A 12,245-nucleotide genomic window follows, 5' to 3' on the forward strand; every position below is an offset into this window, starting at 1 on the left:
TTAAGCCATCCCCCCATCGATAATGCCTTGGCTAGCAAGTTGTTTTCGTAATTGCAACATCGCGGTGTAAGTTGCGACGACGTAGACTTGCTTGGTCGGTAGTTTTTGAATTGCGGTCGTCATGTTGGTCAGGTCAGGAATAATGGTTAACTGATCTTCCGGTACGCCAGCAACTTTTAGCCGGAACGTGATATCACGATAACGTTCACCGCCACTAATATAGGCGGGAATATTCAATGCCGGTAATTTTTCAAAATTACCATCCCAGATCCAACTAGTATCAATACCATCTGCATAGTTTGCGTTGAGCAGGGCGGCAAATGAGAATGGCCGGTCATCGGTGCTGATTGTTTGCAAGACTTGGTTAAGGCCCACTGGATTCTTGACGAGAATCAGTGTGACGTCCTTTTCGCCAACGTGAAAGGTCTCTTGACGACCAAAGACTTGTTCATCGTTGTCGCTAAGGGCGTGCGCGATTTTGGCCGGCGTGACGTCCATGAAGCGCCCAACCGCGTAGGCAGCTAGCGCATTATAAATATTGTATTGACCACCGATATTAAGATGCATGGCCTGACCGTTGATTTCAAAGTCTGAGCTAGTCGGTGTCATAGCGGTTAGGGCGTTTAATTTGTATGTCAACTGTGGACGCTCAAAACCGCAGTGGGGACAATAATACTTGCCCATATTGCTATAAGTTCGACTATGGTAACGCAAAATATGCTGACAACGCGGACAAAGCAGGCCATCCGTATTTGCTGGCGCTTGTTGGTCATGGTCGGGCTGGTAGTCAAATCCGTAATACAGTATCGGATTAGGCAATTGTTTGGCATTGAAGAGTGGCAAATCACCGTTGGCAATAATTGTCGCTTCAGGTGCTAAAGCAACCCCGTCTAAGATTTTTTGATATGTCGTGTAGATTTCACCATATCGATCCATCTGGTCACGGAAAATGTTCGTGAAGACAAAGGCTTTTGGTGTGATGTACTTGGTGACCATGATTACGTTAGCTTCGTCGACTTCTAGAACTGCGAGTGGCTTTTGGTGCGCTTTAGGTGCCCGTAAAAAGGTCGTGACGATACCTTGCTTCATGTTGGATCCGCTTGGATTGGTTAAAATGTCAGGGTACTGTTCACGTAAAACCTTGACCGTCAAGGCGGTCGTTAACGTTTTACCGTTGGTCCCAGTGATGACAATGACGTCGTAGTTTTTAGCGAGATGCTTTAAAATCGTTGGATCGAGCTTCAGCGCTAACTTGCCGGGGAGTGAGCTCCCACCGCCACGGAAGGTGTGTAAAAACCAATATGCGGATTTACCCGTCCAGGTGGCTAATGTACTATTAATTGACATAAGTTATCGGTACCCCTAATTCTTGATTTACCTGGGAAATGATCAGTGTGACCAACTACCGGGTATTAAAATCATAATTACCGGACAAAATGTCCTACTCTCAAGTATTTTATACTGAACGTCCCTAAAAGAAAAGTGATACTCCCGCCATTTAACCGCATATTATCAATTCGTTAATTAGTTTTAATGACAGAATGCTGAAATTCACGGCCAAATCCGCTATAATTGACTAGAAATGTGTAAAAAAGGGGAATGAGTCGCTTGGCACAGTTATTTTTTCGATATGGCGCGATGAACAGTGGTAAAACCATTGAAATTTTGAAAGTTGCCCATAACTATGAGGAACAAGATAAGTCGGTCATTATCTTAACGAGTGGCTTAGATAATCGTGATGGTGTGGGCTATGTTGCGAGTCGCATTGGCCTTAAACGTGAAGCAACGCCAGTATTTGATGATACCAATATTTTTGAGATCGTTAAACAAACGAATCCGGATGCTGCGTGCGTTTTAATCGACGAAGCCCAATTTTTGAAAAAGCATCACGTCCTAGAATTGGCTGACATTGTTGATGAGCTAAAGATTCCAGTAATGACGTTTGGTTTAAAGAATGATTTTCGTAACGAATTGTTTGAAGGTAGCAAGTACCTACTGCTATATGCGGACAAGATCGAAGAAATGAAGACGATCTGCTGGTTCTGTCGTAAAAAAGCAATTATGAATTTACGGTTCCACGATGGTCAGCCCGTTTATGAAGGCGAACAAGTTCAAATCGGGGGTAATGAGGCGTACTACCCAGTTTGTCGTCATCATTATTTTTACCCGCCGAAATTAACAAAGTGAGGATTAACTGAGAATGGATAAGTTTTTTGATAAGTTACAAGCCGTTGCCGATCGGTATGAGGAACTCGGTGAACTATTAAGTGATCCGGAAGTTATTTCGGATTCTCAACGTTTCATGAAGTTATCTAAGGAAATGGGTAATATTCGTGAAACGGTTGAAAAATATAATCACTACAAGGAAGTCACGAGTCAGATCGAAGAAAATGACGAATTGCTTCATGAAAAGCTCGACGATGAGATGAACGCGATGGTCAAAGATGATTTAAAGAACCTTAACGCGGAAAAGGATCAATTGGAACATGAAATCACGTTATTGATGTTGCCTAAAGACCCTAACGATGACAAGAATATCATCATGGAAATTCACGGTGCTGCTGGTGGTGACGAAGCTAGTTTGTTTGCTGCGGACCTGTTCAACATGTACTCGAAGTACGCAGAACGTCAAGGCTGGCAAGTAGAAGTGGCTGATCGTAATGAAACTGAAGTTGGTGGCTTTAAAGAAATCGTTCTGATCATTTCTGGTGACAAGGTCTACTCTAAGCTGAAGTATGAGAGTGGCGCGCACCGGGTACAGCGGGTGCCAGTGACTGAATCAGCTGGGCGGGTTCATACCTCAACTGCAACAGTCGGCGTTATGCCGGAAGCGCAGGATGTTGACATTGATATTGATCAAAAAGATATTCGGACCGATGTCTTTCGTTCATCTGGTGCTGGTGGTCAGCATATCAACAAGACGTCTTCAGCGGTGCGGATGACCCACTTACCAACCGGTATCGTGGTCTCGATGCAAGACCAACGTTCGCAACAGCAAAACCGGGCCAAAGCGATGGAAATCTTGCGGGCACGGGTCTACGACTACTATCAGTCACGGGAACAAAACGAATATGATGCTGAACGTAAATCAGCCGTTGGGACGGGTGACCGTTCTGAACGTATTCGGACTTACAATTTTCCACAAAATCGGGTGACGGATCATCGAATTGGGTTAACGCTCAACAAACTTGACCGGGTGATGAACGGCGAGTTAGACGAAGTTATTGATGCCCTCGTTTTAGCTGATCAAGCTGAAAAAATGGAGCGCTTAACTAATGAATAAGCCCACTCAACCCACTTATTTTGAAGCCCAGCAGTGGGCTTCTTTTTGTCTAAAAACGGCCCAGTTGCCGACTGATAGTGCTCGCTTCCTGTTATTGGGCTTGAGTCGGCTAGACCAGACACAATTACTCATTCGTTACCGCGAGCCGCTACCCAGTGCTGTTTGGCATGCTTATCAGCAGGGAATTGACCGGGTTGTTGCTGGTGAGCCAGTGCAGTACGTACTCGGAGACGCACCGTTTTATGGACTCACGTTACAAGTTGATCCAGCAGTGCTTATTCCTAGAGTCGAAACAGAAGAATTGGTAGACTGGATTTTAACGGATGTCCCAGCGACAGCGCCAGTTCGACTCTTAGACGTTGGTACCGGCTCGGGCGCCATTGCATTGGCAATCAAACACGAACGGCCGGCATGGGAGATTACGGCCAGCGACATTTCAACCGCTGCGCTGCAAGTTGCCAAAGCCAATGCGGACCGCCTACATTTAGATGTTAAGCTGGTTCACAGTGATCTATTGACCAGCGTATCTGCGCAGCCGTTTGATATTATTGTCAGTAATCCGCCATACATCGCTGCGAGCGAAAAAGACGTCATGGACGCCAGCGTCCTCGCCCACGAGCCACAAACGGCCTTATTTGCTGACCACGATGGGTTGGCACTTTACGAGCAGTTAGCGACGACGGTTGCCGATCATCTGACTTCGACCGGTCGCTTATACTTGGAATTCGGCTACCATCAGGGACCGGCCTTGCAGACGCTTTTCGCGCAGTCGATGCCCGACGCGACCGTGACGCTGCGACAAGACATGGTGGGTCACGATCGGATGCTGCGAGTTGCAATGACTCTGACTCGGCAATAGTTGCGCGTTATCCTGGAGAATGCTGATAAAAGCGGGCCGATTAGGTAGATTGCTGTTTGTAATCCGCGTCCCATTCCGGCCTTCGGGGGTGGGTGAACGCAGTCGTTGATTTGAGCTCGCGCATAACCCGCGTTATCTCAAATGTGAGTCTTATCCTAAGCGGGCTGTTTTTAACCTGGGAGGTACGGCGTGAATTTATGAGCAATTGATTAAGTCCGTGATGTAAATAATAAATAATATTATATAAAAGTAACGATGAATTAATAATAAAGTAGAGGTTTGAATATATTATGGAAACGAAAGTATATACGCCGGCGGAGATTCCGGCCGCTGCGGCGTTGTTAACTGCGGGGCAGTTAGTGGCATTCCCAACGGAGACGGTCTATGGGCTAGGTGCCGATGCGACAAATGTGGATGCTGTTAAGCAAGTGTACTTAGCTAAAGGCCGCCCGAGTGATAATCCTTTGATCGTGCATGTTGCTGATGTGGAAACCGTTGAGCGGTTTGCTCAACCGTTATCGGAAGCAGCCAAGAAGCTGATTAAGGCGTTTTGGCCAGGCCCCCTGACGATGATTTTTAAATTGAAACCAGATGCGTTGGCACCAGAAGTTACTGGTGGGCTGCAGACGGCGGCTTTCCGTAATCCTGATAATGAGGCAACCCTGGCTTTGATTCGTGCGGCCGGAACGCCTATCGTGGGACCATCCGCTAATACATCTGGTAAGCCAAGTCCGACGACGGCGCAACACGTATTGCATGATCTACGTGGTAAAATTGCTGGTATTCTGGATGATGGTCCGACGAAGGTTGGCGTTGAATCTACAGTTCTGGATCTTTCAACCGACCAACCAGCAATTCTACGGCCCGGTGCCGTAACGCCTGAAGCAATCGAACGGGTCATTGGCATGCCAGTTCAAACCGAATTGCACCATGTCGGAGCTAAGGAAGTTCCTAAGGCGCCGGGGATGAAATATAAGCACTATGCGCCAAACGCACAAGTTTATATCGTTGATCGTTCGGAAGATTGGCCAGAAGCGCTGGCGTGGGCAGCCCAGCAAGATGTGCCAATGGGCGTTATGGCAACAGATGATATTTTAACTAACAATCAAATTCCGGCTAATTGCGAACAATTTTCGCTTGGAGAAGATATTCAATCGGCAAGTCGGGAGCTGTTCGCGGGCTTGCGGCACTTTGATACTGAGACGGAAATTAAAGATATTCTGTGCCAAGCCTTTGAAAATAAAGGACTTGGGCTTGCCTACATGAACCGATTAAATAAATCTGCCGGTCAGACTCATTTTAGTGTATAATGATTGCAAGTCGGGAAAACCCGAAAGTTGTCACTTGCGAAATGGAGGAGATTTATTCATGAATTACCAGGAACAAGATCCAGAAGTATGGGCTGCGATTAGTAAGGAACAGGCACGGCAACAACATAATATTGAGTTGATTGCTTCTGAGAACATCGTTTCAAAGGGCGTCCGGGCAGCGCAGGGGAGTGTGCTGACCAATAAATACTCTGAAGGCTATCCGGGTCACCGCTTTTACGGTGGTAACGAATACATTGACCAAGTGGAAACCTTAGCCATTGAACGGGCTAAGAAATTATTTGGTGCGGAATATGCTAATGTGCAACCACACTCTGGTTCCCAAGCCAATGCGGCTGCATATATGGCACTGATTCAACCTGGTGACCGGGTGATGGGGATGTCACTAGATGCTGGGGGACACTTAACACATGGATCTAGTGTGAACTTCTCTGGTAAACTTTACGATTTTCAAGGTTATGGGCTCGATCCTGAAACTGAAGAATTAAACTATGATGCAATTCTTGCACAAGCACAAGATTTTCAACCAAAGTTAATCGTTGCGGGGGCTTCTGCTTATAGTCGGTTGATTGATTTCAAGAAGTTTCGCGAGATTGCGGATCAAGTTGGGGCCTTATTGATGGTTGATATGGCTCATATTGCCGGCTTAGTTGCGGCCGGGCTACATCCTAATCCAGTGCCATATGCTGATGTGGTTACGACAACGACGCACAAAACGTTACGGGGGCCCCGTGGCGGTATGATTTTAGCGAAAGAAAAGTATGGCAAGAAGATCAACTCGGCCGTTTTCCCTGGCAATCAGGGTGGGCCGTTGGATCACGTAATTGCGGGTAAAGCGATTGCTTTGGGCGAAGACTTACAGCCTGAGTTTAAGGTTTATGCCCAACATATCATTGATAATGCCAAGGTAATGGCGAAGGTCTTCAATGACTCTGACTTGGTTCGGGTTATTTCTGGTGGCACGGACAATCATTTAATGACGATTGATGTCACTAAGTCTGGTTTGAACGGTCGCCAAGTACAAGATCTGTTAGATACGGTTTATATTACGGTCAACAAAGAAGCGATTCCGAATGAGACGTTAGGGGCTTTCAAGACCTCTGGTATTCGGTTGGGAACACCTGCGATTACGACCCGTGGTTTTGACGAAGCTGATGCAACTAAGGTCGCTGAATTGATTTTGCAAGCGTTACAAGCACCGACAGATCAAGCAAATCTAGATGACGTTAAACAGCAAGCAATGGCTTTAACAGCGAAGCACCCGATCGATGTTGATTAAGTAATTTATATCAGGTCTGGTTTTTTCTCTCTAAATTAGCTACAATAGAAAGAAATCACTAAGGAGTGTGCGTAGCAACATGGGTAAGTTTGAGGTTTTGGATCATCCGCTCATTCAACATAAATTGACGATCATTCGGGAAAAGAACTGTGGTACTAAGGTCTTCCGGGAAATGGTTAACGAAATTTCAACGTTGATGGCGTACGAAGTATCACGCGATATGCCGTTGAAGGACATTGAGATTGAAACACCGATTGCCAAGTCAACGCAAAAAACGTTGGCAGGTAAGAAAGTCGCCATTGTACCAATCTTACGGGCTGGCTTAGGGATGGTTGACGGTTTCTTAAACATGATTCCGGCAGCTAAAGTTGGGCACGTTGGGATGTATCGGGATGAAAAGACCTTGAAGCCGGTCGAATATTTCGTTAAATTACCAAGTGATATTTCACAACGGCAATTATTTGTCGTTGATCCAATGTTAGCCACTGGTGGTTCAGCCATCATGGCGATGGATATGTTGAAAAAGCGCGGCGCAAGTAATATTAAGTTTATGTGTTTAGTTGCGGCGCCTGAGGGTGTTAAGGCACTTCGGGACGCACATCCAGACATCGACGTTTACACGGCAGCACTTGATGACCATTTAAATGAAGATGGCTACATCGTTCCTGGTTTGGGCGATGCGGGCGACCGGTTATTTGGTACGAAGTAAGTTGCATTGACAAAAGGTAGCACCGCCAGGCAATGTCTGGGGGGCTACCTTTTTGTTTTCCAAAATTATTAACAACTTTAGCTATAATCATCCGCATTCTGTGAGTTCATTAGTCATGAATCGTGACTAAAACGTGCTAATTTCTAAGATTAAAAGCAGCCAGCTATGGACCACTGGAAACGGGTGTAAGTGGGCGTAAACATGCTTTGCTGGTTCGTCCTAAGCCGACTTCCAGTCGTGACAGTGTTCGAATGGCTGACGAAGATGTACCTAACTTTTGATGAATTTGTCGTTGCTTTTTACAACCAGTAATTTTGTCAATCAACTGGCAGACTGAAAATGATATTGAGATAGCTCACTAATCCTGAATTGGTGTAGTAAAATTTAATCTCTTGACAAAGTGCCAATGCACCTAACGCTTTGTTTAAAGTTCCAGTGACAAAATAGTCAGCGACAAATTGTACCAAGTTAAGTGGCCGTTCATCAGCCATTTGAGCGGCTTACCGACCGGAGGGGCTGGGTGACAATGCCCAGTAGCCAAATTATTCTTAGCTGGAAGTGGTCTGCTTCCGGCTTAGAATAAGACTCGTATTTGAGATGACGCGGGTTATGCGTTAGCTCAAATCGATGTCGGCTGCGTTCCAGCAATTGTCACCCAGCCCCGGAGGTCGGAATAGGACCCACACCGGCTGACGCACAACAATCTAATTAGCACGTTTTAATCACCGTTAATGCCAAATAATAATTTGTACAATGCGTATATTATAGGTAGTTATTGACATTAACTGTTGGGGGACACTGGATAATTAGGGTGTTTTAGATGGCGATTACGCTGTATTGGTCGAATATTCGGTAACGTTGGGTGAGAAAGTCACATTATTTCAGGAATGTTGTCACAAATATTATGATGTTTTGAACTAATATCGTTTTTAGGGGCTGCTACTGGTTCGGTTCAAACATTGAGTTGACAATTATTTCGGAGACGAGTAGACTAATTGCAATTAAACAGTTCCTTTAAATTAGCTCAGAGAGGCTGAAAAGGATGAACGGACGTGCGCTTTCAAGGAAGCCGTGCGTAATTTCGGACAGCCTAGCCGCTTTGAGTGGTGGGCTGTCTTTTCTTTTGCAATCATTCATAAAAAGGGGTGCGTTATGACAAAGAAAGCGGCGTTTCATAATGATGAAGTCGTGTTAGATATTCATGACCGACCAAAATTAGGTAGTTGGTTAGGCTTGTCGGTGCAACATCTGTTCTCGATGTTTGGTTCCACGGTATTGGTGCCAATCCTGGTGGGATTGAATCCAGGTATTGCGCTGTTTAGCTCTGGTGTTGGGACGCTAATGTATATCCTCATCACGCGCGGAAAGATTCCGGCGTATATGGGCTCGAGCTTTTCATTTATCGTTGTGATGCAGTCTCTGATGAAGACCGCAGGATATCCGGCCATCGCTCAGGGGACTGTCGCGGTGGGCTGTGTGTACCTGCTAGTTAGTTTATTAGTTACTTTAATCGGTTCTGACTGGATCGATAAGGCGCTTCCCCCGATCGTCGTGGGGCCGATTGTGATGGTAATTGGGTTGTCACTCGCAGGGACGGCAGCTAAGGACGCAACGATGAACGGGAGTAGTTATGATATTAAATATTTCGGCGTCGCGATGGCGACGATGTTACTGACCGTCATTTTTAACATGTACTTGCGTGGATTTATGAGTTTAGTACCGATATTGTTGGGAATCGTCTGTGGGTATATCATTGCCGTGTTAGTTGGAATCGTTGACTTTTCTGGTGTGGAAAAAGCGCAGTGGTTTGCGATGCCCGCCTTTCAATTGCCTTTTATTAGTTATCATCCTGACATTTATTGGGGCGCGATTCTGAGTATGGCACCAATCGCCTTTGTGACGATGTCAGAACATATGGGCCATATTATGGTACTCAATAAGTTGACTAAGCGGAATTTCTTCAAGGATCCAGGTTTGAACCATACATTGGCTGGCGACGGGACAGCCTCGATTATCGCCGGCTTTGTCGGTGGACCACCCGTGACCTCCTATGGTGAAAATATTGGGGTGCTGGCAATTACGCGGGTCCACAGTATTTATGTGCTCGGTGGGGCCGCCTTTTTTGCCATCGTCTTTAGTTTTGTGGGTAAGTTATCCGCGTTGATCGAGAGTATTCCATCACCCGTCATCGGTGGGGTCAGTTTTCTACTGTTTGGGGTAATTGCTTCAAGTGGGATGCGAATTCTGATTGATAATAAAGTTGATTTTAATCAGAAGCGAAATTTAATGATTGCATCAGCGATTTTGGTCATTGGAATTGGCAATGCCTATTTACAACTGGGAAGCTTTCAGTTCAGTGGTCTAGCAGTTGCAACGGTGCTCGGAATTGTGATGAACTTGGTGCTGCCAAAGACGGCGGTAAATGAGAAGTAGGCCGTCATTGCGCGTGCCAAGAATGAAAATAAAGTCAAAATAATGAAAATCCAACGATTTGAAAGCTTAATGAAAGCTTGATATTGTTGGATTTTTATTGATTGACGAAATGTTGAAATTATTTTGAATTTTTTCGACGGTGGTGGTATTATTACCTTTGTATTTTGATTAGGGGTGTCTCTAATCTACCATTTCAGGTTACGATAAAATTGACGTTGACTAGCTCAAAGGTTAAGGTTATCGTAGCACCGAAATTAAAGGAAAGAGGTGATATTCAGTGGGTGATCCAGTTCCTACAGTCAAATTCCTTGGACTGACGTTTAATATCGCGAATGACATCTCAGTAATTGTGACTTGTCTGATTGTTTTCTTGTTTGTTTTTTTACTTTCGCGACATTTAACAATGAAGCCCAAGGGTGGACAAAATGTGCTGGAGTGGCTCATCGAGTTCACGAATGGCATTGTCAAAGGGTCGATCAAGGGTAACGAAGCGTCTAACTTCGGTTTGTACGCATTTACATTGTTTCTCTTTATCTTCATCGCTAACCAACTTGGATTGTTCATTCACGTTCAGGTCGGGCAGTATACGTATCTGAAGAGTCCAACCGCCGATCCGATTGTGACTTTGACGTTATCGTTTATGACCGTTGCACTTGCACATGCTGCGGGTGTTCGTAAGAAAGGTATGGGTGGTTATTTGAAAGAATACACACAACCTTTTGCTGTTTTCTCGGTTATTAACGTCTTTGAACAATTTACCGATTTCCTAACTTTAGGTCTTCGGCTGTTCGGGAACATCTTTGCTGGTGAAATGTTACTAACGAAGGTTGCTGATTTGGCAAAGAGCAACGGTTGGTTGAGCTATGTTTACTCATTTCCAATTGAACTCTTATGGCAAGGTTTCTCAGTGTTTATCGGGAGCATTCAAGCGTTCGTGTTCGTAACCTTGACTTCAGTTTATATTTCTCAGAAGGTTAACGACGAGGAATAATTTCTAGTTTTTTAATTTTAAGGAGGATACACAGATTATGGGAGCAATTGCTGCAGGTATTGCTATGTTTGGTGCCGCTTTAGGTGCTGGTATTGGTAACGGTTTGGTTATTTCTAAGATGCTTGAAGGGATGGCCCGTCAACCAGAATTATCTGGTCAATTACGGACTAACATGTTCATCGGTGTTGGGTTGATCGAATCAATGCCTATCATTTCCTTCGTTGTTGCTTTGATGGTTATGAACAAGTAATCATTGGTCAACGAGTTCATTTTAATGAAAATGAAAGAAGGAGGTGTCATTAGATGCTCTCGCATTTAATTATCGGTGCATCCGGTCTCTACCTTGGTGATATGTTGTTTATCGGGATTAGCTTTATTGTTTTGATGGCATTGATCTCTGTTGTTGCTTGGAAGCCCATCACAAAAATGATGGCTGATCGAGCTGACAAGATTGCGAACGACATTGATTCAGCACAAAAGTCACGGCAAGAAGCGAGTGACTTAGCTGATCAACGGCGTGATGCGCTATCACACTCTCGCGCTGAAGCGAGTGAAATTGTCGCTGACGCGAAAAAGAGTGGCGAAAAGCAACGGTCAAGTATCGTTGCCGATGCGCAAAACGAAGCAACGCAGTATAAACAAAATGCGCGTAAGGATATTGAACAGGAGCGTCAAGATGCCTTGAAGAACGTCCAATCAGACGTCGCTGACATTTCGGTTGCGATTGCTACGAAGATTATTAAGAAGCAATTGGATCCGGAAGGCCAACAGGCATTAATTAATTCGTATATTGAAGGGTTGGGAAAGCATGAGTCTTGATAATCTTACAATTGCAAGTCGTTATTCAAAGGCACTCTTTGAACTTGCAGTTGAAAAAGATCAGACCGAAGCATTCCTGGCCGAGTTAAAGCAATTACGGCAAGTCTTTGTCGACAACCCGCAATTGGCAGAGGTCCTCTCAGGATCATTGCTTCCGGTTGATCAAAAACAGACAACGTTGTCAACTTTGACTGACCACGCTTCAGAATACATTAAAAACTTTATTCAAATGTTGTATGATTACGGCCGCATGTCGAACTTAGTTGGCATTGTTGACGCGTTTGAAGCACGTTTCGATGAGAGTCGCAAAATAGTGCATGCCGAAGTAACGTCTGCGGTCAAGTTGTCAGATGAGCAAGCTGATGCAATCGCAAAGGCATTCGCCAAACGCGTTGGTGCCAATCAGGTTGTTTTGTCACGTAAAGTCGATGAAGCAATCATTGGCGGTGTAATTGTGAAGTCAAATAATCAAACGTTTGATGGTAGCGTTGCGTTACAACTAACGAATTTAAGACGAGCACTCATCAACAATTAGTTTACGAAG

13 protein-coding genes are annotated in these 12,245 nt (G+C 45.0%); 11 read left to right on the plus strand and 2 right to left on the minus strand.

What is annotated here, in order from left to right:
• Positions 1-1,347, minus strand: coding sequence for a Mur ligase family protein (locus ACWQAU_RS12785; protein ID WP_003641431.1), 1,347 nt, complete (start codon positions 1,345-1,347; stop codon positions 1-3).
• Between the two features lie 261 nt (positions 1,348-1,608).
• On the opposite strand from ACWQAU_RS12785, the gene ACWQAU_RS12790 reads away from it, so the two are divergent.
• The 6 genes from ACWQAU_RS12790 (at position 1,609) to upp (ending at position 7,458) form a co-directional block, all read left to right on the plus strand.
• On the plus strand, positions 1,609-2,187 hold the full coding sequence (locus ACWQAU_RS12790; protein WP_003644660.1) for a thymidine kinase: 579 nt from the start codon (positions 1,609-1,611) through the stop codon (positions 2,185-2,187).
• A 13-nt stretch (positions 2,188-2,200) separates the two neighbouring features.
• The gene (gene prfA / locus ACWQAU_RS12795; RefSeq protein ID WP_003641433.1) at positions 2,201-3,283 is read left to right on the plus strand and encodes a peptide chain release factor 1; all 1,083 of its coding nucleotides are present in this window, start codon (positions 2,201-2,203) and stop codon (positions 3,281-3,283) included.
• On the plus strand, positions 3,276-4,142 hold the full coding sequence (gene prmC / locus ACWQAU_RS12800) for a peptide chain release factor N(5)-glutamine methyltransferase (RefSeq protein ID WP_027821939.1): 867 nt from the start codon (positions 3,276-3,278) through the stop codon (positions 4,140-4,142). The genes prfA and prmC overlap by 8 nt, the downstream gene beginning before the upstream one ends.
• Positions 4,143-4,432: 290 nt before the next feature.
• Positions 4,433-5,452: an L-threonylcarbamoyladenylate synthase gene (locus ACWQAU_RS12805; RefSeq protein ID WP_003645419.1), complete on the plus strand. Its 1,020-nt coding sequence runs from the start codon at positions 4,433-4,435 to the stop codon at positions 5,450-5,452.
• Positions 5,453-5,510: 58 nt separating this feature from the next.
• Positions 5,511-6,749, plus strand: a complete 1,239-nt coding sequence (gene glyA / locus ACWQAU_RS12810; protein WP_027821940.1) for a serine hydroxymethyltransferase — start codon at positions 5,511-5,513, stop codon at positions 6,747-6,749.
• Positions 6,750-6,828: 79 nt separating this feature from the next.
• A complete protein-coding gene (upp, locus tag ACWQAU_RS12815; RefSeq protein WP_003639227.1) occupies positions 6,829-7,458 on the plus strand; it encodes a uracil phosphoribosyltransferase in 630 nt (209 codons plus the stop codon).
• A gap of 317 nt (positions 7,459-7,775) precedes the next feature.
• Here the strand turns inward: upp and ACWQAU_RS12820 are convergent, their stop codons facing one another.
• Positions 7,776-7,949 (minus strand): hypothetical protein, encoded by a 174-nt coding sequence (locus ACWQAU_RS12820; RefSeq protein WP_079111818.1) that lies wholly within the window; start codon positions 7,947-7,949, stop codon positions 7,776-7,778.
• A 661-nt stretch (positions 7,950-8,610) separates the two neighbouring features.
• Between ACWQAU_RS12820 and ACWQAU_RS12825 the strand changes: the two genes are divergently transcribed.
• The 5 genes from ACWQAU_RS12825 to atpH all read left to right on the plus strand — a co-directional run bounded on the left by ACWQAU_RS12825 (position 8,611) and on the right by atpH (position 12,236).
• Positions 8,611-9,891, plus strand: coding sequence for a uracil-xanthine permease family protein (locus ACWQAU_RS12825; protein ID WP_027821941.1), 1,281 nt, complete (start codon positions 8,611-8,613; stop codon positions 9,889-9,891).
• Positions 9,892-10,168: 277 nt separating this feature from the next.
• Complete coding sequence (gene atpB, locus ACWQAU_RS12830) at positions 10,169-10,882, plus strand: F0F1 ATP synthase subunit A (protein ID WP_003641438.1); 714 nt, start codon at positions 10,169-10,171, stop codon at positions 10,880-10,882.
• Between the two features lie 37 nt (positions 10,883-10,919).
• A complete protein-coding gene (gene atpE / locus ACWQAU_RS12835) occupies positions 10,920-11,132 on the plus strand; it encodes a F0F1 ATP synthase subunit C (protein WP_003639224.1) in 213 nt (70 codons plus the stop codon).
• 53 nt (positions 11,133-11,185) lie between these two features.
• Positions 11,186-11,701 (plus strand): F0F1 ATP synthase subunit B, encoded by a 516-nt coding sequence (atpF, locus tag ACWQAU_RS12840; protein WP_003641439.1) that lies wholly within the window; start codon positions 11,186-11,188, stop codon positions 11,699-11,701.
• On the plus strand, positions 11,691-12,236 hold the full coding sequence (atpH, locus tag ACWQAU_RS12845; RefSeq protein ID WP_003641440.1) for an ATP synthase F1 subunit delta: 546 nt from the start codon (positions 11,691-11,693) through the stop codon (positions 12,234-12,236). The genes atpF and atpH overlap by 11 nt, the downstream gene beginning before the upstream one ends.
• Positions 12,237-12,245: the final 9 nt, after the last annotated feature.

The sequence above is a fragment of the Lactiplantibacillus sp. 3062 genome (genome assembly GCF_055413545.1).

Excerpts from the sequence above, each read along its gene's own strand:
- ACWQAU_RS12785 (WP_003641431.1), bottom strand. The coding sequence starts at position 1,347 with ATGTCAATTAATAGTACATTAGCCACCTGGACGGGTAAATCCGCATAT.
- ACWQAU_RS12825 (WP_027821941.1), top strand. The coding sequence starts at position 8,611 with ATGACAAAGAAAGCGGCGTTTCATAATGATGAAGTCGTGTTAGATATT.
- prfA (WP_003641433.1), top strand. The coding sequence starts at position 2,201 with ATGGATAAGTTTTTTGATAAGTTACAAGCCGTTGCCGATCGGTATGAG.
- upp (WP_003639227.1), top strand. The coding sequence starts at position 6,829 with ATGGGTAAGTTTGAGGTTTTGGATCATCCGCTCATTCAACATAAATTG.
- glyA (WP_027821940.1), top strand. The coding sequence starts at position 5,511 with ATGAATTACCAGGAACAAGATCCAGAAGTATGGGCTGCGATTAGTAAG.
- atpE (WP_003639224.1), top strand. The coding sequence starts at position 10,920 with ATGGGAGCAATTGCTGCAGGTATTGCTATGTTTGGTGCCGCTTTAGGT.
- ACWQAU_RS12805 (WP_003645419.1), top strand. The coding sequence starts at position 4,433 with ATGGAAACGAAAGTATATACGCCGGCGGAGATTCCGGCCGCTGCGGCG.
- prmC (WP_027821939.1), top strand. The coding sequence starts at position 3,276 with ATGAATAAGCCCACTCAACCCACTTATTTTGAAGCCCAGCAGTGGGCT.
- ACWQAU_RS12820 (WP_079111818.1), bottom strand. The coding sequence starts at position 7,949 with ATGGCTGATGAACGGCCACTTAACTTGGTACAATTTGTCGCTGACTAT.
- atpH (WP_003641440.1), top strand. The coding sequence starts at position 11,691 with ATGAGTCTTGATAATCTTACAATTGCAAGTCGTTATTCAAAGGCACTC.
- atpF (WP_003641439.1), top strand. The coding sequence starts at position 11,186 with ATGCTCTCGCATTTAATTATCGGTGCATCCGGTCTCTACCTTGGTGAT.